The 23,497-nt window shown below is 45.8% G+C and carries 25 protein-coding genes, 2 rRNA genes and 1 other annotated feature; all 27 genes read right to left on the reverse strand.

All coding sequences use genetic code 11. The features are described from left to right. Window positions 1–41 precede the first annotated feature (41 nt). Complete coding sequence (gene rplL, locus FKV70_RS24870; RefSeq protein ID WP_063211172.1) at window positions 42–407, reverse strand: 50S ribosomal protein L7/L12; 366 nt, start codon at window positions 405–407, stop codon at window positions 42–44. A gap of 68 nt (window positions 408–475) precedes the next feature. Next, window positions 476–979: a 50S ribosomal protein L10 gene (gene rplJ, locus FKV70_RS24875; RefSeq protein ID WP_025715687.1), complete on the reverse strand. Its 504-nt coding sequence runs from the start codon at window positions 977–979 to the stop codon at window positions 476–478. A gap of 73 nt (window positions 980–1,052) precedes the next feature. Beyond that, window positions 1,053–1,204, reverse strand: a sequence feature (ribosomal protein L10 leader region). Window positions 1,205–1,272: 68 nt separating this feature from the next. Then, window positions 1,273–1,965 (reverse strand): 50S ribosomal protein L1, encoded by a 693-nt coding sequence (rplA, locus tag FKV70_RS24880; protein WP_142614871.1) that lies wholly within the window; start codon window positions 1,963–1,965, stop codon window positions 1,273–1,275. A gap of 87 nt (window positions 1,966–2,052) precedes the next feature. Next, window positions 2,053–2,478, reverse strand: a complete 426-nt coding sequence (gene rplK / locus FKV70_RS24885; protein ID WP_007432595.1) for a 50S ribosomal protein L11 — start codon at window positions 2,476–2,478, stop codon at window positions 2,053–2,055. A 73-nt stretch (window positions 2,479–2,551) separates the two neighbouring features. Further along, window positions 2,552–3,085, reverse strand: a complete 534-nt coding sequence (nusG, locus tag FKV70_RS24890; protein ID WP_007432596.1) for a transcription termination/antitermination protein NusG — start codon at window positions 3,083–3,085, stop codon at window positions 2,552–2,554. A 22-nt stretch (window positions 3,086–3,107) separates the two neighbouring features. Further along, the gene (gene secE / locus FKV70_RS24895) at window positions 3,108–3,299 is read right to left on the reverse strand and encodes a preprotein translocase subunit SecE (protein ID WP_063211175.1); all 192 of its coding nucleotides are present in this window, start codon (window positions 3,297–3,299) and stop codon (window positions 3,108–3,110) included. 20 nt (window positions 3,300–3,319) lie between these two features. Continuing rightward, window positions 3,320–3,469, reverse strand: coding sequence for a 50S ribosomal protein L33 (rpmG, locus tag FKV70_RS24900; protein ID WP_013373278.1), 150 nt, complete (start codon window positions 3,467–3,469; stop codon window positions 3,320–3,322). A gap of 332 nt (window positions 3,470–3,801) precedes the next feature. Next, window positions 3,802–4,446: an RNA polymerase sporulation sigma factor SigH gene (gene sigH / locus FKV70_RS24905; RefSeq protein WP_016324748.1), complete on the reverse strand. Its 645-nt coding sequence runs from the start codon at window positions 4,444–4,446 to the stop codon at window positions 3,802–3,804. A 162-nt stretch (window positions 4,447–4,608) separates the two neighbouring features. Continuing rightward, on the reverse strand, window positions 4,609–5,130 hold the full coding sequence (locus FKV70_RS24910; RefSeq protein WP_063211177.1) for an NYN domain-containing protein: 522 nt from the start codon (window positions 5,128–5,130) through the stop codon (window positions 4,609–4,611). Window positions 5,131–5,134: 4 nt separating this feature from the next. Continuing rightward, a complete protein-coding gene (rlmB, locus tag FKV70_RS24915; RefSeq protein WP_142614872.1) occupies window positions 5,135–5,881 on the reverse strand; it encodes a 23S rRNA (guanosine(2251)-2'-O)-methyltransferase RlmB in 747 nt (248 codons plus the stop codon). Between the two features lie 56 nt (window positions 5,882–5,937). After that, window positions 5,938–6,396 (reverse strand): Mini-ribonuclease 3, encoded by a 459-nt coding sequence (locus tag FKV70_RS24920; RefSeq protein WP_064795936.1) that lies wholly within the window; start codon window positions 6,394–6,396, stop codon window positions 5,938–5,940. Continuing rightward, complete coding sequence (cysS, locus tag FKV70_RS24925) at window positions 6,393–7,796, reverse strand: cysteine--tRNA ligase (protein ID WP_142614873.1); 1,404 nt, start codon at window positions 7,794–7,796, stop codon at window positions 6,393–6,395. The genes FKV70_RS24920 and cysS overlap by 4 nt, the downstream gene beginning before the upstream one ends. 23 nt (window positions 7,797–7,819) lie before the next feature. Continuing rightward, window positions 7,820–8,500: a serine O-acetyltransferase gene (gene cysE, locus FKV70_RS24930; RefSeq protein ID WP_142614874.1), complete on the reverse strand. Its 681-nt coding sequence runs from the start codon at window positions 8,498–8,500 to the stop codon at window positions 7,820–7,822. Window positions 8,501–8,978: 478 nt separating this feature from the next. Further along, the gene (gltX, locus tag FKV70_RS24935; RefSeq protein ID WP_142614875.1) at window positions 8,979–10,439 is read right to left on the reverse strand and encodes a glutamate--tRNA ligase; all 1,461 of its coding nucleotides are present in this window, start codon (window positions 10,437–10,439) and stop codon (window positions 8,979–8,981) included. 39 nt (window positions 10,440–10,478) lie between these two features. After that, window positions 10,479–10,955: a 2-C-methyl-D-erythritol 2,4-cyclodiphosphate synthase gene (gene ispF, locus FKV70_RS24940; protein ID WP_142614876.1), complete on the reverse strand. Its 477-nt coding sequence runs from the start codon at window positions 10,953–10,955 to the stop codon at window positions 10,479–10,481. Then, window positions 10,952–11,650 carry a 2-C-methyl-D-erythritol 4-phosphate cytidylyltransferase gene (gene ispD, locus FKV70_RS24945; protein WP_142614877.1) on the reverse strand — a complete coding sequence of 233 codons (699 nt, stop codon included), beginning with the start codon at window positions 11,648–11,650 and terminating at the stop codon, window positions 10,952–10,954. Before ispD ends, ispF begins: the two co-directional genes overlap by 4 nt. Before the next feature lie 69 nt (window positions 11,651–11,719). Continuing rightward, window positions 11,720–12,805, reverse strand: coding sequence for a PIN/TRAM domain-containing protein (locus tag FKV70_RS24950; RefSeq protein WP_063211192.1), 1,086 nt, complete (start codon window positions 12,803–12,805; stop codon window positions 11,720–11,722). Window positions 12,806–12,993: 188 nt separating this feature from the next. After that, complete coding sequence (gene pssA, locus FKV70_RS24955) at window positions 12,994–13,740, reverse strand: CDP-diacylglycerol--serine O-phosphatidyltransferase (RefSeq protein WP_063211194.1); 747 nt, start codon at window positions 13,738–13,740, stop codon at window positions 12,994–12,996. A gap of 54 nt (window positions 13,741–13,794) precedes the next feature. Then, window positions 13,795–14,871 (reverse strand): DNA integrity scanning diadenylate cyclase DisA, encoded by a 1,077-nt coding sequence (gene disA / locus FKV70_RS24960; protein WP_013373290.1) that lies wholly within the window; start codon window positions 14,869–14,871, stop codon window positions 13,795–13,797. 12 nt (window positions 14,872–14,883) lie between these two features. Next, the gene (gene radA, locus FKV70_RS24965) at window positions 14,884–16,257 is read right to left on the reverse strand and encodes a DNA repair protein RadA (protein WP_142614878.1); all 1,374 of its coding nucleotides are present in this window, start codon (window positions 16,255–16,257) and stop codon (window positions 14,884–14,886) included. Window positions 16,258–16,498: 241 nt separating this feature from the next. Further along, window positions 16,499–18,943 carry an ATP-dependent protease ATP-binding subunit ClpC gene (clpC, locus tag FKV70_RS24970; protein ID WP_063211196.1) on the reverse strand — a complete coding sequence of 815 codons (2,445 nt, stop codon included), beginning with the start codon at window positions 18,941–18,943 and terminating at the stop codon, window positions 16,499–16,501. A gap of 44 nt (window positions 18,944–18,987) precedes the next feature. Continuing rightward, window positions 18,988–20,052, reverse strand: coding sequence for a protein-arginine kinase McsB (gene mcsB / locus FKV70_RS24975; protein ID WP_063211198.1), 1,065 nt, complete (start codon window positions 20,050–20,052; stop codon window positions 18,988–18,990). Between the two features lie 29 nt (window positions 20,053–20,081). Next, the gene (gene mcsA, locus FKV70_RS24980) at window positions 20,082–20,606 is read right to left on the reverse strand and encodes a protein-arginine kinase activator protein McsA (protein ID WP_064795943.1); all 525 of its coding nucleotides are present in this window, start codon (window positions 20,604–20,606) and stop codon (window positions 20,082–20,084) included. A gap of 85 nt (window positions 20,607–20,691) precedes the next feature. Further along, window positions 20,692–21,156 carry a CtsR family transcriptional regulator gene (locus tag FKV70_RS24985; RefSeq protein ID WP_142614879.1) on the reverse strand — a complete coding sequence of 155 codons (465 nt, stop codon included), beginning with the start codon at window positions 21,154–21,156 and terminating at the stop codon, window positions 20,692–20,694. Between the two features lie 536 nt (window positions 21,157–21,692). Next, the gene (locus FKV70_RS24990) at window positions 21,693–22,880 is read right to left on the reverse strand and encodes a GNAT family N-acetyltransferase (protein WP_142614880.1); all 1,188 of its coding nucleotides are present in this window, start codon (window positions 22,878–22,880) and stop codon (window positions 21,693–21,695) included. A gap of 163 nt (window positions 22,881–23,043) precedes the next feature. Next, a 5S ribosomal RNA gene (gene rrf / locus FKV70_RS24995) occupies window positions 23,044–23,160 on the reverse strand. A 150-nt stretch (window positions 23,161–23,310) separates the two neighbouring features. Continuing rightward, window positions 23,311–23,497: ribosomal RNA gene (locus FKV70_RS25000) — 23S ribosomal RNA — on the reverse strand; the annotation flags it as partial.

Consider the following 23,497-nt stretch of genomic DNA (forward strand, 5'->3'; position numbering starts at 1 on the left):
AGGGGTTTGTTTTAGTTCATTGTCTGCTAGAGAGCAGTCAATTATTTTACTTCTACAGAAGCGCCTGCTTCTTCCAATTTTGCTTTAATGGATTCAGCTTCTTCTTTAGCAACTTTTTCTTTCAATGGTTTTGGAGCGTTGTCAACCAGTTCTTTTGCTTCTTTCAGGCCAAGACCTGTGATTTCGCGAACTGCTTTGATAACGTTGATTTTGGAAGCGCCAGCGCTTGTCAAGATTACGTCGAACTCGGATTGCTCAGCTTCTGCTGCGCCACCTGCTGCGCCGCCTGCTACAGCTACTGGAGCTGCTGCAGTTACGCCAAATTCTTCTTCGATTGCTTTCACGAGATCGTTCAGTTCCAATACGGACATACCTTTAATTGCTTCCAAGATTTGCTCTTTACTCATGGTTGAACCTCCATTTAAATTCGTATTTTTTTGTTCTTAACTGCTATACAGCAGGTTTAATCCCTAACTTATGCGCTTTGCTCTTCTTTTTCTGCAACAGCTTTAACTGCAAGCGCGAAGTTGCGCATAGGAGCTTGAAGCACGCTGAGGAGCATGGAAAGGAGACCTTCGCGGGATGGCAGTTCTGCCAGCGCTTTGATTTCCTCAACACCGATCACACGACCTTCTACAACTGCACCTTTCAGTTCCAATGCATTGTTTTTCTTAGCGAAATCGTTCAAGATTTTAGCTGCAGACACTGCATCATCTTTGCCGAACGCGATTGCAGTAGGACCTGTCAATACTGCGTCCAGTTCAGTCAATTCTGCTGCCGCAGTTGCACGGCGGAGCAGTGTGTTTTTCAGCACTTGAAATTCGATTCCGGCTTCGCGAAGCTGCTTACGCAGCTCAGTTACTTGGGCAACATTCAGACCGCGATAGTCTGCAACTACAGTTGTTACGCTCTCGCGCAATTTTGCAGCTACAACTTCAACAGCTTCTTGTTTTGCTTGAATCACCTTTGCATTTGCCAAACTGTACACCTCCTGATCAATTTATCCACTTTGTTTGAAACACCCATTCTGGTGATCTACCAAAGTCGTTTTCCTGAGCATGAAAAAAGCCTCCGTAGAGTACGAAGGCTTGATAAATCTACATGGACGGAACAAGCCCGTCACATGAAACGTTCTATCATAACACCTCGGTAGGAAATTAAGCCCGAAGGCACCTACTGTCTACGGTAAGCATATTCAACTTTAACGGTCAGTCACAAGGACTCACAACTTTTACAGTATACCAATTTTGATTGAATATGTCAATCAAAATATTATCTGTAAACAGATGCGTTCACACGTGCACTTGGTCCCATAGTCGAAGAAATAGCGATGTTTTTCAGGTATACACCTTTAGCAGCCGCTGGCTTCGCACGGTTCAAGGCTTCAATCAAGGCTTTAAGGTTTTCGTTCAGTTGTTCAGCACTGAAGGAAGCTTTGCCGATTGGTGCGTGAATTTGACCTGCTTTGTCGAGACGGTATTCGATTTTACCAGCTTTAATTTCTTGAATAGCTTTGGCAACGTCGAAAGTAACTGTGCCTGCTTTAGGGTTAGGCATCAAACCTTTACCACCGAGCAAACGACCCAGTTTACCAACCTCACTCATCATATCAGGTGTCGCAACGCAGACGTCGAATTCGAACCAGCCTTGTTGGATTTTGTTGATCATGTCTTGATCGCCAACAAAATCAGCGCCAGCCGCTTCCGCTTCTTTCACTTTGTCACCTTTTGCAAATACCAGAACGCGTTGTGTTTTACCCGTACCGTGCGGCAGGACAACAACACCACGAACAGCCTGGTCTTGTTTACGAGCATCTACGCCCAGACGAACTGCAGCTTCAACGGTTTCGTCGAATTTAGCAGTTGCAGCCTTTTTCACCAGTTCAACGGCTTCCAAAGGCTCATAAGTCGCTTCGCTGTCAATCAGCTTAGCAGCTTCCAGGTACTTCTTACCATGTTTAGCCATTATCTTTTCCTCCTTATGTGGTATTAGCGGATATTCCTCCCACACTTGCCGGACAGTCAAACTGCCGGCACACGTAGATTAATAAAATTAATCTACGATGGTGATACCCATGCTGCGAGCAGTACCTTCAACCATACGCATTGCCGATTCTACGGAAGCTGCGTTAAGGTCAGGCATTTTTTGCTCTGCAATTTGACGTACAGCAGCGCGATTTACAGTTGCAACTTTCGTTTTGTTCGGTTCACCGGAACCTTTTTCGATTTTAGCAGCAACTTTCAACAGAACAGCAGCCGGTGGAGTTTTGGTGATGAACGTAAAAGAACGATCCTCAAATACCGAAATTTCAACCGGGATAATCAGGCCTGCTTGATCAGCAGTACGAGCGTTGAACTCTTTACAGAATGCCATAATGTTGACACCTGCTTGACCCAAAGCTGGACCTACTGGAGGCGCTGGATTAGCTTTCCCTGCAGGAATCTGCAGTTTTACCATTTTAATTACCTTTTTTGCCATGGATGACACCTCCTTGACTCAATAGTGGTAGACGGACCTATCGATCCTCCCACAAGAAACCTGTAAGAAAAATCTATATTTTCTCCACTTGAGTATAATCCAACTCAAGCGGGGTTTCCCGTCCAAACATGTTGACGTGAACCTTAAGCTTGCTCTTCTCAACCAAAATTTCTTCCACGGAGCCCACAAAATTCGCAAAAGGACCAACTTTAATTCGCACGGATTCCTTAACATCGAATTCAATCTTCGGTTTCGGCTCTACCATGCCCATATGCTTCAGAATCTGTTCAACTTCTTCTGGAAGCAATGGCGTCGGCTTGGAACCCGAGCCTGTCGACCCTACAAATCCCGTAACACCTGGTGTATTGCGCACAACATACCAAGAGTCATCGGTTTGGACCATTTCGACTAAGACATAACCAGGGTAGACTTTACGCATAACGGTTTTTTTCTTACCGTCCTTGGTTACCAGTTCTTCTTCCATAGGAACAAGAACACGGAATATCTTGTCTTCCATGCCCATGGACTCAACGCGTTTTTCCAAATTGGCTTTGACTTTGTTCTCATACCCTGAATAGGTATGAACGACGTACCATCTTTTTTCCATATCAAGCCACCTGGAACCCTTCCTAGATAATCGCTTCGATCACAGCGGAAATGCCGATATCGAGAACCCAAAAATAAATCGTGACGAACGCAATCGTCCCTACGACAATCAGCGTATAGTTGGTCAGTTCTTTACGATTGGGCCAGCGAACTTTCTTGAGTTCAGCCCAGCTTTCAGAGAAAAAGGAAAACAGAGACTTGAAACTGCGTTTCACGCCGACTACACCTCCAAAAACTATCTGGTTTCCCGATGAGAAGTCTGTTCGTTACAGGACTTACAGAATTTCTTCATCTCCATGCGGTCGGGGTGATTACGCTTGTTTTTCGTCGTTGTGTAATTTCTTTGTTTGCAATTCGTACAAGCCAAAGTAATAATTACCCGCATGATGTGCACCTCCCGAAGACATCCAACACCGGAAGTCTCATAATTGATCCTAAAAAAACCGCGAATTTAGGCCTACCTAAAACACTTTATCACACGAGGTTTTCCATGTCAACGAATGTTTGCATACATTTCGCAGTCCCGGTCGTGGTGCATTTTAACATCTGTCCATCCTTTGAAGCTGTTCTCTGAAATACTGCCTCAAAAACAAAGCGATATCTATTATTCATCTTTTTTAGTATAAATCATTTACAACACTTATAAACCTGTACAGCTTACCCAAAACGAATAAAAAAAGACTCAAACTCGAGCCTTTTCTTTGTCAGCCTCTACTTTCAGCTATCCCTTACTTCCAGATACTTTTCAAGTTTACGCTTGACCCGTTGCAGCGCGTTATCAATAGATTTCACATGGCGGTCCAGGTCTTCAGCAATCTCCTGATACGAACGTCCGTCTAGATACAACATAAGTACCTTGCGTTCTAGCTCGCTCAGAATCTCGGACATTTTGTCCTCAAGACCCACAAACTCTTCCTGATTGATAATCAGCTCTTCAGGGTCACTTACTTGTGTTCCGCAAATCACATCGAGCAACGTCCGGTCTGACTCTTCATCATAGATAGGCTTGTCCAGAGATACGTAAGAGTTCAGAGGAATGTGCTTTTGTCGTGTAGCCGTTTTAATTGCCGTAATAATCTGTCGTGTGATACACAATTCGGCGAAAGCCTTAAACGAAGCAAGCTTGTCTCCCTTAAAATCACGAATAGATTTGTAGAGACCAATCATGCCCTCCTGAATAATATCCTCGCGATCAGCGCCAATCAGGAAGTAGGATCTGGCCTTGGCCCGCACAAAGTTCCGGTATTTGTTAATCAGAAACTCCAGCGCTTCCCCATCACCTTCATGGACTGCTCCGACAATGTCTTCATCATTTTTGTAATCAAACTTTGACAACATGATATCCTTGAGGTCCACACTCACTAACAATCCCTCCGGCTGCAACGCAAGGTACCCGTTACTCTCTCAAATATACGACAAGTATACGCGATGTAACCTGATACCGTCAACCACAACAACCTAAAAAAGAAGAGCGCTAACAAAATTGTCAATGGTTTCAAAATGGAGAGCATACCAATTACTGGGTCACTCTCTCCTCCATCGTTCAAACAGTTTCCGAAGCTCTGGACTCAACTTGGCATCCAGCGAGTTACGGGACAATTTGGCATTATCCTGTTCAATCCGCTTCTGAACTTCCCTTTCAGATTCCTCAATCTCGATCAGCAATTCTCGTGCCGATACCCTGAGTGCTCCCTGGCCAAAGGCGACATGCTGCTCTACCTGATCACTTGTTGCTACGTAAATACTTCTTCTCTTGCTGCTCAGCTCACGGACCAGTCGCTCGATGCATTCGTCAGCTGTCTCTTTTTCTCTCGTGAAATAAATCTGGACTTTGCTCTGGGCAAAGGTCTTACCTAATCCTGGCACCCTGTAAGCATCAAATACGACGATGACTCTTCTGCCGGAATACGCCTGATGATCCGCCAGTCGTTCAAGCAGTCTGTCCCTCGCTTCCTGCATACCAGATTGTACCAGTGCGGAAAGTTCGGGCCAGGCTCCAATCATGTTGTAACCGTCCACAAGCAGAACATCCCGCGTGTCAGCCATATCGTCAGCCCCGTGCCTGTCGTCCGCGCAAGACTTCGTACATAACGACCCCTGCAGCTACAGAAGCATTGAGGGAATTAATTTGTCCCGCCATTGGCAGCTTGACGAGTACATCGCATTTTTCACGGATCAAACGGCCCATTCCTTTATTTTCGTTACCAATGACAATCGCTACGGGACCCGTGAATACTCCATTCCCAAAGACAGGATCAGTCGCCGTAACATCCGTGCCAACTACCCATACACCTTCTTCTTTAAGACGGTCAATGGTTTGTCCCAGATTGCTTACCCGCGCCACCGGCACATACTCTACAGCACCTGCCGATGTTTTAGACACCGTTGCAGTCACTGCAGCTGAACGCCTTTTCGGTACTATAATACCGTGTGCTCCGGTGCAATCTGCTGTACGAAGGATGGAGCCCAAGTTATGAGGGTCTTCAATCTCATCCAGCAAAACCAAAAACGGCTCTTCTCCCTTAGCACGAGCACTAGCAAGCAAGTCCTCTACTTCAGCGTAGGCAAAAGGTGCAGCTTGCGCAACCACTCCCTGATGCTGAATGCCTGGAACCATTTGATCGAGCTTGCGCTTGTCCACCTGCAAAACAATGATTCCTGCTTTTTTCGCCTCAGCCGTAATCGGCAGTGTCAAATGCTTTTGTGCATTATCCGCAATCCATATTTTATTTATCGTCCTACCCGAACGCAGCGCCTCTATGACCGAGTGCTTACCGGCAATCCATTCATCTTCCATCTCTAGCTTCCTCCCGGGAAACGGTCGATACTCAACCTATCCAATCCGTTCCCAATTTATGATTTTTCCGTATTTTCCATTTGTGCAATTCCGTACGTAACCAACTCTCTCAATCTGTCCAAATGTCCATCACAATAAAGATAACCAATCAACCCCTCTAGCGCCGTGGCATGCCGATACTCAAGCACATCAGCATTTTTGGGCAGGCTCCCTGATTTGGCATTTCTCCCTTGTCGGACAATATCACGCTCTTCATCCGTCAGCACTGTTTCTAGCAACCCCAACATACGGCTCTGTGCCTTGGCGGAGACAAGCTTTGTAGCTCGTCGATGTAAATGATTGGGACGCAGGTTGGGCTGTGCCAACAGATATTGCCGGACAGCCACCTCATACACTGCATCACCAATGTAAGCTAACGCAATGGGGGGCATCAAGCGAGCCGGCTTGGACGCAGGATACGGAAACCAGTTTCCTGCGCCTTCCACAGCTCCTGAGTTCAATGGATTATCACTCATTTCCGCCGCCACCGCATCCCCTGCGCGGTATCTTCAAGCACAATGCCCTTAGCAGCCAATAGATCTCGAATTTCGTCAGCTCTACCCCAGTTTTTGGTTTTACGAGCTTCGACACGTTCTGCAATTAACTGCTCTATTTCGTCATCCAGCAGTTCTTCACTCGGTTCTGAATAAATGCGAAGTACACTATTCATCGAGTGGAAGGTTTGCAATACAGCCTGTAGTTCCACCTGATTGACAACATCACGCTGCAACAAAAGATTGGCTTCGCTGACCCACTCGAATACCGCAGTGATGGCATCAGGTGTATTGAAATCATCATTCATTTTTTCCTCGAATTGCCGCAATATCCCGTCAAGCTTCATTTGCAGCTCAGCCGATACTTCTCCATTACCTTCTAAAGCAATGGCTAAACGATGCTTTACGTTGGCGACTGCATTGGCAATCCGTTCGACACTATTCTCCGCCTGACTCATCGTCTCTTGGTTGTAGTTTAAAGGATTGCGGTAATGTGTCGACAGCATAAAATAACGTAAAGCCTCAGGCTTGTGACGAGCACGCAGATCTTTAACCAGAATACCGTTACCGAGTGATTTCGACATTTTTTCATTATCTATGCGAATATATCCGTTATGCATCCAGTAGCGTGATAATGGTTTACCCGTAACCACTTCGGATTGTGCGCATTCGCATTCATGATGCGGAAATTGCAGATCCTGTCCGCCTCCATGAATATCCAGTGTATCCCCCAAATAGTGGCGAGCCATAGCAGAGCATTCGATATGCCAGCCTGGGCGTCCATCCCCCCAAGGACTTGACCAGTAAATCTCTCCCGGTTTGGCCGCTTTCCAGAGTACAAAATCCTCGGCATTCTCCTTTCGTTCATCCACATTGATGCGAATCCCAAACTGGAGTTCCTCCAAATTTTGACCTGACAGCTGTCCGTAGTCTTTGAACTTTTTAGTACGGTAGAAGACATCGCCACCATTCTCATAGGCATAGCCTTTGGCTACCAGATCCTTGATAAAATCAATAATCAGCTCCATACTCTCCGTTACACGAGGATTTATACTGGCAGCAGGAACATTCAATCCTGCCAAATCCTCATGATAGGCAGCAATAAATTTCTCAGCAACTGCCGGAACTTCCATATCAAGTTCCCGAGCCTTGCGGATCAGTTTGTCATCGACGTCCGTAAAATTCACCACATAGTTTACATCATAGCCCAAATACTCCAGATAGCTGCGTACCACGTCAAACACAATTACAGGTCGTGCATTACCAATATGAATGTAATCATACACTGTAGGTCCACATACATACATTTTAACCTTTCCAGGCTCCAGTGGCACAAAAAGCTCTCGGCTCCTCGTCATTGTATTATAAATTTGAAGCGACATCGTATGTTCCTCCCTTATGAAAATTATCCTTGTAATTTATTCTTTTGGGTTATCTGATGTTTCTGAGCAGATTGCTCATCCCTCAAATCAGACAATTCTGCTCGTAATCGTTCTATTTCCAATTGAAGAGCCCGTATAGAATCGACGACCGGATCAGGCAACTGGTGACTAAGTCGATCTGGACGTCTACCATCCTGTCTGACCACTCGCCCCGGGATGCCCACCACCGTACTGTTTGGCGGAACTTCTTTTAGCACAACCGAGTTAGAGCCGATGTTGGATTGCGCCCCAATGGTAAATGAACCCAATATTTTTGCGCCGGAGCCTATAACGACATTATTCCCAATGGTAGGGTGGCGCTTCCCTTTCTCTTTCCCAGTTCCTCCGAGAGTAACACCCTGATACAACACGACATCGTCACCAATTTCACAGGTTTCACCAATGACAACACCCATACCATGGTCAATGAACAGCCGATTTCCGATACGAGCGCCAGGATGAATCTCAATTCCTGTCATAAACCTCGATACCTGGGATATAACTCGGGCTAGAGTGCACCACTTTCGCAAATAAAACCAGTGTGCGATTCGGTGTGCCCAAAGGGCGTGAACGCCAGAATACGTAAAAATGACTTCCAGCTTACTCCGGGCGGCCGGATCATTATCCAAAACAGTTTGAATATCGGATTTGAAATGTCTGAACATGTCGCCCTCCTATTCCCTCCATATCCTTGCCGCATCACACTTCACATTTCGCCAATTTTCGTAGTCACCAGCACGCTTCGACATTTTTCAGTCTACAGCGTCTGAATCTGATAAAAATGAAAAAGCGCCTCCGCAGCCTAAGCTGCAGAGACGCATGAACGTGGTCCCACTCTGCTTCGAACATATCTGCTGCATAAAAACAGAGAAGTCCGTCTTTGGCGTCCTGTAACGGGAACGAATCGGCATGCCCTTGCCACATTAGCATTGTAGACTAACGAGGTTTCGGGCGCACGGCTCCCAGGCGCATTTCCTCCGCAGGTCATCTAGACGGCTTCCAGCCCGGGGTTTCCCCTCGGCCGTCCTCTCTGGCAAATGCCCTTATGCAGCGTACTTCTCCTGTTCGCAGCCTTTACACGTAAGTATCAATCCATATCAATGGAGTCATTATAGCGAAAAGACAACAAATTGACAAGAAATATCAGCCTTTAATTTGTGCCTTAAGACGGTCCAACACCTTGTCACGACCAAGTAAGTAGATGGTTTCGTTCAGGTCCCGCCCATGCGTTTGACCAGTAAGGGCCACACGAATCGGCATGAACAGCTGTTTCCCTTTAAATCCAGTTTCCTTTTGCACTTCCTTGATCAGCTTGGCCATTTGTGGAGCTGTAAATTCCTCGCTCGTTTCAACCTTAGCTGCAAAGGCTCTAAGTACATCAGGAACCTGCTCTTCAGCCAGAACAGCCGCCGCATCCGCATCCAACTCCAGATGTGAACGAAAAAACAACTCAGACAACGCTACAATATCAGACGCTGAAGTCATTTGCTCCTGGTATAAGCGGACAAGAGCTTTAGCCCAATCCTGTTGTTCTGCCGATAGTTCATTCGGTAACAGCCCTGCTGCCTGCAAATGTGGAATTGCCATGCTGGCAATCCGCTCAGGATCAGCCTTTTTAATATAATGATTATTCAGATAAGCAAGCTTGTTCGTATCAAATACAGCTGGGCTTTTGGACAAACGATTAGGATCGAAAATCGAAATCAGTTGTTCGCGATCGTAAATCTCTTCTTCGCCTTCTGGGGACCAGCCCAACAGTGCAATAAAGTTAAAAATGGCTTCCGGCAGATAGCCCAGCTTATCGTATTGCTCCATGAACTGAATAATGGATTCGTTACGTTTACTGAGCTTTTTATGATCCTCGCCTACGATCAGCGTCATATGACCAAAGCGTGGTGGCTCCCAGCCAAGCGCTTCAAAAATCATCAACTGTCGCGGTGTATTGGATACATGATCTTCGCCTCGTAGTACATGCGATATTTTCATCAAATAGTCGTCAACCGCTACAGCGAAGTTATATGTCGGAATACCGTCTTTTTTGACGATAACAAAATCGCCGCTTTCCTTGGAATTGAACGTAATTTGACCTTTAACCATATCGTCAAACGTATATTCACGATCTTCGGGTACGCGAAAACGAATACTTGGTACACGGCCCTCTGCTTCAAAAGCTTGGCACTGTTCTTCTGTTAAATCACGATGTTTGCCTGAATAACGTGGAGTCTCCCCACGCGCCGTCTGCTCTTCGCGCTCGCGCTCCAGCTCTTCCTCCGTGCAGTAACAGCGGTATGCCAGACCACGATCCAGCAAATCCTGCCAGTATGTTTTGTAGATGTCCAAGCGTTCAGTCTGGCGATAAGGTCCAAATTCGCCGCCCACGTCTATACTTTCATCCCAGTCCATGCCCAACCATTTCAAATATTTAAGCTGGCTTTCTTCTCCGCCCTCAATATTGCGCTTCACATCTGTGTCTTCGATGCGAATAATAAATTTTCCACCTTGATTGCGGGCAAACAAATAATTAAATAATGCTGTTCTAGCATTGCCAATATGCAGATGCCCTGTAGGACTTGGTGCATAGCGTACACGAACTTCCGTGCTCATATAATCTCCTCCAAATAGAATTACTCAAGATGATAGCATTTACTTGATTAGACAGACAACCGATTGAGCTGCGATTCCCTCGCCCCGCCCGGTAAATCCGAGCTGCTCCGTCGTCGTCGCCTTGACATTTACCTGGGACGACTCCTCTGCTTCCAGCACTCGGGCGATAATTTCATTCATCTGCGGGATGTATGAAATCATCTTGGGCTTCTGCGCAATGATCGTAGAATCGATATTGCCCAAGCGGTATCCCCGCTCTTTAGCCAGCCCCCACACATGCTCCAGTAGCTTCAGGCTATCCGCGTCCTTAAATTCAGGGTCGTTATCCGGAAAATGCTTTCCGATGTCTCCCAAGCCAAGTGCGCCCAGGATGGCATCGCTAATGGCATGCAGCAGCACGTCTGCATCGGAATGGCCCAGCAAACCTTTTTCATGCGGAATATGTACGCCTCCGATGATGCATGGCCTTCCGTCCACCATCTGGTGGACGTCAAATCCTTGCCCCACTCTGATCATTTGATATCCTCTCCCTCTGTCTTTACCCATAACGCCGCCATATCCAAATCCTCAGGCGTAGTAATTTTGATGTTCTTGTAGCTGCCCTGAACGACAGTAACCGGGATGCCTATCCGCTCCACCAGCATAGAATCATCTGTCCCCAAGAACCCTGTATGCTCCGCTTCCTCATAAGCCCGCAGCAGATCGGAAAGACGAAAAGTCTGTGGGGTTTGAATACTCCACAGACTTCGGCGATCCGGCGTTGCTGTAATGATACCATCCCCGTTCACTTGCTTGATCGTATCCTTTACAGGTACTGCCGCAACAGAAGCACCAGTACGCTGAGCAGCCTCCAGGCATGAACGTACAAGCTCAGGTTGAATCAATGGACGCACACCGTCATGCACCATCACCCAATCTGTTTGCAAGTGGCGCAAACCGCGATAAACGGAATGCTGGCGTTCACTACCACCAGCCACCACCCGTACATTTTTGCTGATCTTGTATTGATGAATCCAGTCTCTGCAGCGTTCCACATCTTCAGCGCCAGTAACCATCACCATTTCATCCACTTCCGGCATTGCTGCGAATATTTCAAGTGTATGTATGAAGATGGGCTTGTTTCGCAAAAGCAGAAATTGCTTGCTCTCCTGCGTCCCCATACGGGAGCCGCGCCCGGCCGCCACAATCACGACTCCTACCTGATTGTTCATTCAAATAACTCCTGCCCTGATCGCCTTGGACGATCCGTATGATAACACATCTACTTCATCATACCTCGTTTATTGAGCTTTTTCCAATAATTTCGGTTTAGCAAAGATCATACGGCCCGCAGAGGTCTGAAGTACGCTGGTGACCAGCACTTCCATGAGAGAACCAATATAGTCACGTCCACCCTCTACGACAATCATCGTACCATCATCCAGATAAGCCACACCCTGCCCATGCTCCTTGCCGTCTTTGATGATCTGTACCATAATCTCCTCACCAGGCAATACGACAGGCTTTACCGCATTCGCCAAATCATTAATGTTCAGCACAGACACACCTTGAAGCTCGCATACTTTATTCAGGTTAAAATCATTAGTTACAACCTTACCCTGCAACACCTTTGCAAGCTTAACCAGTTTACTGTCGACTTCTGAAATCTCTTCGAAATCCCCTTCATAGATGAGTACATTCACATCTAGCTCTTTTTGGATCTTATTCAAAATATCCAGACCTCGCCGCCCACGATTACGTTTAAGCAAATCTGATGAATCGGCGATATGCTGAAGCTCTTCCAACACAAATTCAGGAATCACAATGGTTCCTTCAATAAAACCTGTCTTGCATATATCAGCAATACGTCCATCTATAATAACACTGGTGTCTAAAATTTTATGTTCTTCCAGCTTGCGTTCTTCTACATTTGTTCCCCGACCAAAAAAACCTGAGCTCCAAAAGGATGACAGCTCGTCCCGTTTTTCTAGCCCAACCATCAATCCCACATATCCGCATACCAAGGTAACCGCGGTCTGAATAAGCAGACCAGGTGCCCCCAGCCCTAAAAAGAGCGGGTAAACGGCTAAGGAAAGGATCAACCCCACTGCTAACCCGATCACACCTGCCATCATCTCATTCATCGGAATTCGTACCAAACTTTCAATACCCTGCTGCAATCGATTCGCCACAGATGCCCCTGCGAATGAGCAGCCAGCCATAAATAGCACCGCTCCCGCTATCATCCAAACAGCCATTCCTGGTAAAGATCCATCATTCAACCATTGTGGCATCCATGACACGAAGCCCCCTATCCGCTGGTATAACGTATAGCCAAACCACGCGCCGCACAATCCTGTAAAAGTTAAAATAGCCTTTCTCCACATCGAGTCTCTATACCTCCTTTATTTTCTTTTCATCGTCTGCTATTGATTGGATACATAGCACTTCCCTTACCAGTATGATCCATTTTCTGATTAACTAACCCTGTGTTTTCACTTTTTATGCATATAAAAAAGCATTTATCTCCCTGAACGAGTCAAGGAAATAAATGCTTATTCTAATTTTTCTGATCCTAACGCTGCGAATGACGATATTGGTCGTCCTGTTCTTCCTGATTAGAACGATCCCGCTCACGTCCACGTCTGCGCGATAGCTTCCGAATGTTCAGCTTCATACCGTACAATGCATACAGCACCAATGGTATAAAAATCAGCTTCGACAGCTGATCAGGAAATTTAACGGCCAGAATCACCGCTGCGATTACGACCCATGGAGCAACCCAGATCGCTTTTTTCGGAAGACCAACCTTTTTGAAATTCGGATATCTCATGGAGCTAACCATCAAATATGAGACTAGCAACATGGCAATCGACATGTATAACAAAGAAATTTGGTCATGGAATAAGGACAAAGTGGCTAATACGCCACCTGCTGCCGGAATGGGTAAACCCGTAAAATAACCTGGTACACCTGGACGTACGTTAAAGCGAGCCAATCTCAATGCTCCACACATTGGGAAAATGGCTGTAACCGTCCAAGCCAGAGCCGAATTCGCATCATGAAAAGCAACCAGGTACATAATAACTGCAGGAGCAACACCAAAAGATATCATATCTGATAAGGAGTCCAGTTCTTTACCGAATTCGCTTTGGGCATTCAAGGCCCGGGCCATCCTTCCATCCAGTCCGTCCAACAACATGGCGACAATAACCATAATAGCGGCAAGACTGTATTTTCCGTCTACGGCCAATAAAATGGCGATCATTCCGAGAAACAAGTTACCCAAGGTACACATGTTCGGAATTGATTTGGTAATCATCTCTTCACCTCAATGTATGAATTGTTCCATTATAATCCTTTCACTGTATTACATTTACATTTGTCTGTCAATGAAAACTTGTTCCTGCAAACGTTTAAGCCCTTCTTTAATCGTACGCGCCCGAACCTCGCCTATACCATCCACTTCATCCAGTTCTTCAATCGTGGCAGTCATGACATGTGGAAAACGTCCAAATCGTTCCACCAGATTATGAATAATTACATTTGGCAATCGAGGTATTTTGTTCAGCACCCGATAGCCGCGTGCAGCGATATATTCTTCTGATGTCGCCGCTGAAGAAGGGTAACCTAGTAAACGTACAATATGATTCACATCCAGTAATTCGTCGTCCGTGGAACGTTTGAGGCCCAATATAATTTCACGAATCTTCTCGTCGCTGTCATCTTTAGCATAATCCTTATACAATAACCAAGCCTCTTCCTCGATATTGCTGACAAGCTCCTCCATCTGCATGCTAATCAGCCTACCCTCATTTCCGAGCTCGTTAATAAATCGTTTGATCTCCATTTTGATGCGGAGCACCATTTCAATTCGTTGAATAACATTAACGACCTCAGGCATGGTAACCAGTTCTTCGAATTCAGATGCTGTTAAATTGGTCGAGGCTTGCCCCAATACCGATCTATATTTTTCTAACGTCTGAATAGCCTGATTAGCTTTCGTTAAAATAACTCCGATTTCCTTGAGCGCATACCGTAAAGTCCCCTGATACAATGTAATAATATTACGACGCTGGGAAATAGACACCACCAGTTTGCCAGTCTGCTTCGCAACTCGTTCCGCCGTCCGGTGCCGAATCCCTGTTTCTATAGACGAAATGGAGGAGTCAGGAATCAATTGCGTATTGGCATATAAAATTCGTTTTAAATCCTCGCTCAATATGATTGCGCCGTCCATTTTAGCCAGCTCATACAAATAGTTCGGCGAAAAGTCACAATTAATCGAGAAACCGCCATCCACGACTTCCATTACTTCCGGGCTATAGCCAACGACCAGAAGAGCACCCGTTTTAGCACGCAAAACGTTTTCTAATCCGTCGCGAAAGGGAGTTCCCGGTGCCACAAGCCGCAGCAAATCGTTCATTTTATCCAGTTGGCTCGCTTCCTTCATTCTCAATGCCCCCTAATCTAGTGCGGCTGCCAGTGCATCTGCCACCGTTCCAACTCCTATAATTTGTATCCCTTTCGGATGAGTCCAGCCCTTCAAGCTTTTCTCAGGCATAATCACCCGTTTGAAACCTAATTTTTCCGCTTCTCGCACTCGCTGTTCTGCTCGGGATACAGCACGCACCTCGCCTGTCAGTCCCACTTCACCAAAAATCACATCATATGGCTTGGTAGGAGCATCCCTAAAGCTGGAAGCAATACTCACAGCTATAGCTAAATCCACTGCCGGTTCATCCAGCTTTACGCCTCCGGCAACATTAAGATAAGCGTCCTGGTTTTGCAAAAACATGCCCATCCGTTTTTCTAGGACGGCAATGATTAATCCCATCCGATGATGGTCAATTCCCGTACCCATTCGGCGTGGAGATGGAAAATGCGTAGCCGCAATGAGTGCTTGCAGTTCAACCAACACAGGTCGCGTTCCCTCCATACTGGCAACAACCGTGGAACCAGCCACCCCCAGTGGTCGTTCGGACAGGAAAAGTTCAGAAGGATTTGCTACCTCACGCAATCCGCTTTCGGCCATTTCAAAAATACCGATCTCATTCGTAGAACCGAAACGATTCTTAACCGCACGCAACAGCCGATACGTATGATGCCGCTCTCCTTCAAAATAAAGTACACAATCGACCATATGCTCTAACAAACGCGGACCCGCAATAGCGCCTTCCTTGGTCACATGTCCTACCAGAACTGTCGCAATGCCTAATCCCTTCGCGATTCGCATAAATCGTGAAGTACACTCGCGTACCTGAGCTACACTACCAGGCGCACTTGTCACCTCTGGCAAATATACAGTCTGTATCGAGTCGATGACCAAAAACTCTGGCTTCAAGCTGTCCACTGCTTCTTCAATCGTCTCCAAATTCGTCTCACATAATACGTATAAGCTCGGGGACAAGGCACCGAGTCGATCTGCACGCAGCTTCGTTTGGCGAACTGATTCCTCACCAGACACGTACAGCACCTTCAAACCAGTTAATGCCAGCTCGTTAGAGGTTTGCAACATAAGCGTCGACTTACCGATGCCCGGGTCGCCACCCACCAGAACAAGAGAACCCGGTACTACACCTCCGCCAAGCACACGATTCAATTCACCAATTCCCGTCAAAATTCGTGTTTCTTTGCCACTCTCCACTTCAATAATAGGAAGCGGTTTGTCTTTTGTGCTATGAGTAAGAAGGGAAGATCCCATTCCTTGTGTTTTTACAACGCTTTTCGTTTCTTCGACCATGGAATTCCATGCCTGGCATCCAGGACATTTTCCGTACCATTTGGGCGATTCATAGCCACATTCCGTACAGGAAAATTTAGTTTTTACTTTAGCCATACTTTGTTCCCTGGCTCCTTATTGACGACGATGATGTCAAATTTATCTTCTCACAGCATCTGAAAGAGCTGTAACAATAAAAGTTTACCATTGAAGCTTGGCGGACGTAAAGCAATATCACAAACTTTCCCAAAGCTTTTAGCCTGCCCTTTCAAGGTGTTCATTACACAAAAAAGGTGCCTTCGCAGTAGCTTTCCAGCCTGCGAGACACCTTTTTTAATGTTTTATTTACTAAACTGCTTTAGGACTTTGTGGATACATTGTCCTTTTTCGTTACGGTCAATGCACCGTTCTCTTCATCAATGAAAAGAGAGTCGCCTTTAGCAATGTTTCCAGTCAACAGTTCCTCAGACAGGCGATCTTCAATATGCTTCTGGATTGCACGACGCAATGGACGCGCACCATACGCAGGATCGAAGCCTTCCTTGGCAAGGAATTTCTTAGCCTTGTCTGTCAACTCGAAGTCCACCTCATATTCATTCAGACGCTTACGCAGCTCCTCAGACATGAGTGAAACAATTTCAGCAATATGTTTTTCTTCGAGAGAATGGAAAACGATAATTTCGTCTATCCGGTTCAAGAATTCAGGACGGAAGCTTTTCTTCAGCTCATCCATCACTTTGCCCTTCATGTTATCGTATTCCGCTCCCGCATCTACAACGGCTGTGAAGCCGAGCGTAGAGTTGCGTTTGATCGCCTGAGCCCCCACATTGGAAGTCAGAATAATCAAGGTGTTACGGAAATCAACAACACGGCCTTTGGAATCCGTCAGACGTCCATCTTCCAGCACTTGCAGCAGAATATTAAATACTTCTGGGTGTGCTTTTTCGATTTCATCCAGCAACACAACAGAGTATGGCTTACGACGAACCTTCTCAGTCAGTTGGCCACCCTCTTCATATCCGACATATCCTGGAGGCGCACCTACCAGACGGGATGTGGAGTGCTTCTCCATATATTCGGACATATCAATACGGATAACCGCATTTTCATCTCCGAACATGGATTCAGCCAATGCCCGTGCCAATTCAGTTTTACCAACCCCAGTTGGGCCAAGGAAAATAAAGGAGCCGATTGGACGCTTCGGATCTTTCAGACCAGCACGTGCCCGGCGAATTGCCCGGCTTACTGCCTTAACAGCTTCTTCCTGCCCAATCACACGTTCATGCAACAGTTGCTCCATATTCAGCAAACGATGTGTTTCTTCCTCTTTCAACTTGCTGACTGGGACACCAGTCCAGATGGCAACAACCTGAGCGATATCCTCTGGTGTAACTTCGGAATCTGTACGCCCCTGTTGTTCTTTCCATTGGTTTTTCGTGACATCCAGCTCTTCACGAATTTTTTGCTCTGTATCGCGCAGTGCAGCCGCTTTTTCAAACTCTTGACTTTGTACCGCTGAATCTTTTTCCTTGCGGATATCTTCCAGACGGTTTTCCAGTTGTTTCAGGTTTGGCGGTACTGTATAGGAGTTCAACCTTACTTTGGAGCCTGCTTCATCAATAAGGTCGATAGCCTTATCCGGTAGGAAGCGATCCGTAATATAACGATCCGACAATCTTACTGCAGCTTCAATAGCCTCATCAGTGATTTTCACACGGTGATGCGCTTCATAACGGTCGCGCAGACCATACAGGATTTGAATCGCTTCTTCCGGAGAAGGTTGATCCACTGTAATAGGTTGAAAACGACGTTCTAGAGCAGCATCTTTCTCAATATATTTGCGATATTCATCCAGCGTGGTGGCACCGATACATTGCAGCTCGCCACGTGCCAGAGCAGGTTTCAGGATGTTGGATGCGTCAATTGCGCCTTCCGCTCCACCTGCACCAATCAGCGTATGCAGCTCGTCAATGAACAATACGATATTTCCGGCTTGACGAATCTCGTCCATAATCTTCTTCAAACGATCCTCAAATTCACCACGATACTTCGTGCCTGCTACCACAGAACCCATATCGAGTGTCATTACACGTTTGTCGCGCAACGTTTCGGGAATCTCATTTGCTATGATTTTTTGTGCCAATCCTTCGGCAATCGCCGTTTTACCTACCCCAGGTTCACCGATCAAGACAGGGTTGTTTTTTGTACGACGGCTAAGCACTTGAATAACGCGCTCAATTTCCTTACTACGCCCAATAACTGGGTCCAGGTTATTTTCCTTCGCAGAAGCCGTTAGATCGCGTGCCAGACTGTCCAGAGTTGGCGTGCTGACATTAGCTGGAGCACCGTGATGACTGGAAACTGCCTCGCTGCTGCCGAGCAATTGAAGCACTTGCTGACGCGCTTTGTTTAGACTGATACCCAGGTTGTTCAGCACACGTGCGGCCACGCCTTCACCTTCACGAATAAGGCCTAGCAAAATATGCTCGGTACCTACATAGGTATGGCCCAATTTACGTGCTTCATCCATAGACAGCTCAATGACTTTCTTGGCACGTGGAGTATAGGCAATGTTCGTCGGTTGCTCTTGACCGCGTCCAATCAGTGTTTCCACTTCATCCTGGATTTTTTCCAGTCCCAGCCCTAAACCGATTAAGGCTTTAGCTGCTATTCCTTCACCTTCTCGAATGAGTCCTAGCAAAATGTGCTCTGTGCCAATGTTGTTGTGTCCCAATCGAACAGCTTCTTCTTGGGCCAAAGCAAGCACTTTCTGTGCACGTTCCGTAAATCTTCCAAACATCATATATCCTGCACCTCCACAATGTGTATTTCAGATCATTCTATATATTAAAGGGTTGTGCCTAATTTTTGCCGGATCAGCTTCGCCCGGTACATATCGCGCTCACCGGTGTTCATTTTATCCCCAAAGCTTTTTTGCAAAAAGCCGGGTTGCGTCATCACATTAAGCTCATTCATCGCTGCAATGGAAGGACGCTCCAAAATTCCTAAATCCACACCGAGACGTACATCGGACAGCCGCTGTGCAGCCTCCTTGGAATCCAAAACTGCTGCATATGATAAAATACCGAATGAACGCATCACCCGATCTGTAATCCGCAGCATAGATTCATTCATTAATCGTTCTCTGGCAGATCGTTCGTGCTCTATAATTTGCAGCACTACGCCATGTAGATTCTCGATAATTTCCGCTTCGGTTTGTCCCAGTGTGATCTGATTAGATACCTGAAATAAATTCCCGACCGCTTCGCTACCTTCACCATAAATGCCGCGAACCGTAAGACCTACCTGTGAAACAGCGGACAGTATACGATTGATTTGATGAGTCATGACCAATGCGGGCAAATGCATCATCACCGAAGCTCTCATACCTGTGCCGACATTCGTCGGACAACTGGTCAGAAAACCTCTCCGATCATCAAATGCATAATCAACATGTGCTTCAAATGCATCATCAATGACCATAGCGCGTTCCCAGGCTTCTCTTACCTGACATCCCGGATATAGACACTGAATACGCAGATGATCTTCTTCATTTATCATAACACTAACTGATTCATCATCACTTATCAACACAGCACCGTTGCGAGATTCGTTCGCCAAATTAGGACTAATCAAGTGCTTCTCAACCAGTACCTGCTTGTCGATCTCATCCAACTCGGATATTTTCAAGGTATGAAAAGTACCAAAACGACGCAAATCATCATACTGAAGGATATCCGTTAAGCGTTGAAGCACTTGTTCCGACTGCTGATTGGTAGCAAGCATGGGAAAAGGCAGATGCTGCAAGTTACGCGCAATTCTTACCCGGCTGCTAATGACAATCTCCGAATCCGCAGCATCACCACGCATCCAATCACTTAGCGGCTTTTCCGTAAATCGGATATTGGGCATCACGCATTCCCTCCTACTCTTCACAAACTTTACTCTTCAGTCATTTCTTTTTCAAGCTTTCTGATTTGATCCCTAAGCTCGGCAGCTGATTCGAATTCTTCCTGTACAATGTGTTGTTGCATCTCTTTCTTCAATTCATCAATTTGTCGTTTAACCTTTAGTCGGCCTCCAGTACGGACTGGAACTTTACCCACATGACTCGTACTGCCATGCACACGCTTGAACAGGGGGTCCAAACGACTATCAAAATATTGATAGCATGATGGACATCCAAAACGTCCTAGCTTACTAAACTGCGTGTAAGTCATACCGCAATCCTTGCATTGCAGATTTTGTGGAACACTGTGACCTGAGGATTGACTTTTTGTACTGGAGTCAAAATCCAACATCCCCGACAACAAGCTATGAATCGAAAAGCCATTAGGTGTTCCAGGGATCATCTCCCCTTTTTCCTTGGCACATGTCTCACAAATATGAAACTCTGTCTTTTCGCCATTCACAATTTTGGTGAAATGCAAAGTTGCCGGCCGCATATTACATTCTTGGCACAGCATAAAAGCACCTCCTTCAACGTCTGGATTTTTTACAAATCCCTACATCTGAATTGCAAATCTCTATTCACTGGTTAACGGATACTAGCTATTTGACTGCCAGCAACGAGATCAGCATAGCCTTAAGCAATCTTGCTCGCAGTTGGTCACGATAGGGGAGTTTCAGCAATAATGTATCCCTTGATAAAGCAGCCTTTATGAGACCAGCTTCCCTTTTGCTTAAAAAATGTGCTTCCTCTAACTGATAAATCAGTCCTTCTGCTGCCGACTGGCTAATTTCCTCCCCGATGCTCTGATGAAGGTGTGTATGGATCGCATGCTGTGCAGGTAATTGAATTCGCTGAATTCGAATATAGCCTCCACCACCGCGTTTACTTTCCACCACATAACCTTTTTCCAACGTAAACCGGGTACTAATTACATAATTAATTTGCGACGGCACGCAGGAAAAGCGATCAGCCAGATCATTGCGCTGAATCTCCACTAAACCTTGGGGACTTTCCAGCAGCATGCTCTTCAAATATTGTTCAATAATGTCGGAAACATTGCGCATTTCATCATCCTCCACTAACGGAAACGCAAGTATTCAAGTACATTTCACGCTCCACAGAGTCCGCCGTATATTGAACTTAACCAAACGGTAAAGTCACGAATCTAAGCTGTGCTCAGGTAATCACCTGTTCTACAACCATTAGAATTGTACCGTCTCGTCTCTAGTGTGACCTTTATTTGCGATAAAACATACACTTCTCTTTTGTCCATAAGAAGCATCTCCTAACTATATGCAAATCATGTCGGGCTTTTCATACTTCTTTGCTGTCAAATTGTTTTAAACGGCCAACATAATACATTTCTAGATTCACACTAGTTCTAATTGACTTTGACTTTCTTTGACTATATTCGTATTATAGCACAAATTTCTTTTTTGCCAAGGGGTCAATACCATTTTTCGCAATCTAATTATGTTTTATACCAAATAACAAAAAAACTCTCCCCATTACGGAAAGAGCTTTGCATAGCTATGATCAACCACATACGATTTGTCTAAAAAGGAAGAGGAGATTTAGAAGAACTAATTTAGACCTCTTATCAGAAAAAGTCCAATAAGAACGTTTGTTTTATCGGTATTACACGTTTGAGTGTAGCCACAGACTCACTGTTTCCTTCAATACGCCCCCACTTATACAGATTGTCAGCCTGCTGATAGCCGAGCAATAAAGTCGTCAATGACTGAATCCCCATTTCCAAGTCAGCTTCTGTGGCATTGTCAGATAAATTACTTGTATCCACTCTGTCCAGATGTCCATGCCCTTCCGTAGTAATCGTTAATCTCCATACTCCTTCATTCCAAGGAGCATATTGATCTGTCAGTTGTAAGGTCAGGCTTGTTTCCTCTCCACTCTGCTCAAAAGGGTATCTCTGTACAAAAGCAACTGCATCCACAATACGTCCCATAAAATAAGGCACTGTTTCCTGTTGAATCCGCGGATCATCGAGCAAATAAGGCAGATTATCATCTGCTGGAACGTAAACAAATTTACCTTTGGTTATCATCGAGTCATGATTTGCAAAATAAGTCCACAAAGCCCGACGTGCCATCTCATTTTCATATACCAACTCATCACAATTTAACTGTTTATCCTCTATTTTGTATAATGCATATCCCTGAGGATCGCCTGCATCCGTGTAATATACGGCGGTCCGATAGTTTTCATTTAGAATCCGTTCCTGCCACCATGCCTTATCTCGTACCAGCGTACCATTATAGCGCGAAGCATATGATTGATACACTTGGTCCAGTTCTGAAATATTTTTGACATCCCGTTTGACTGTACCTTCTGTTTTAAATTTAGCAGGAAATTTATCAATTGGAATGACGTATTTTTTGTACTCAATATACGTTTCCCATCCAAACTTACGATAAAAGGCAAAGGAGAATGGATGCAAAAATGAAAGGCTTTGTCCCGCAGACCTCATCTCTTCAAGCGCATGCGTCAACAAACGTGAAACCATACCCTCGCGACGCTTTTCCGGCCACGTTGCCACACCGGCAATGCCCCCCATATCAAAAACCTGACCATGTATGTATACCTGTAGCGGCAGCAAAGTCAGTTTAGCATTCAAGCTATGTCCATCGAAGATCCCCCATGTTTGCTCTGGTTTGAATTTCTTCTTGGCTTTCTCCAGATCCTCCGGGGACATTGTAAACTGAAAAGCGTACTGAGATAATTCTATAGCTGCTTCAAATTCGTCACGTTGTAATTGTCTAATCTCCATAACTTCGCCACCTCACTCGTATACTCGGACCTTTAAAAAAATTACGCACTTAGAGTGTCGCAAAGCCTTTTCTCTCTGTCAACCTTAGAAGCAGGTATCGATCCACAAAAACGCATAAAAAAAGGATGACAACCTCAGTGAGGTTGTCATCCTTTTTACATTTGCTTGGCAACGTCCTACTCTCCCAGGACCCTGCGGTCCAAGTACCATCGGCGCTGGAGGGCTTAACGGTCGTGTTCGGGATGGGTACGTGTGGAACCCCTCCGCTATCGCCACCAAACATGAATTTGCACTGCAAATTCTTTCGTAGGGTTATTCGGTTCATCACAGATTGTGTGAATGAATAGCCTTACGCTTGTCGTATGTACTTCTACATACCTTCAAGGTTACACCCTGAAAACTGGATCCGAAACTTCCTTGCGTCTTATCTTAGGATAAGCCCTCGACCGATTAGTATTGGTCAGCTCCATGCATTACTGCACTTCCACCCCCAACCTATCTACCTCGTCGTCTTCAAGGGGTCTTACTAATTGGGAAATCTCATCTTGAGGGGGGCTTCACGCTTAGATGCTTTCAGCGCTTATCCCTTCCGTACATAGCTACCCAGCGGTGCTCCT

This window comes from Paenibacillus ottowii (assembly GCF_006874425.1).
GTDB classification, from domain to species: domain Bacteria; phylum Bacillota; class Bacilli; order Paenibacillales; family Paenibacillaceae; genus Paenibacillus; species Paenibacillus ottowii.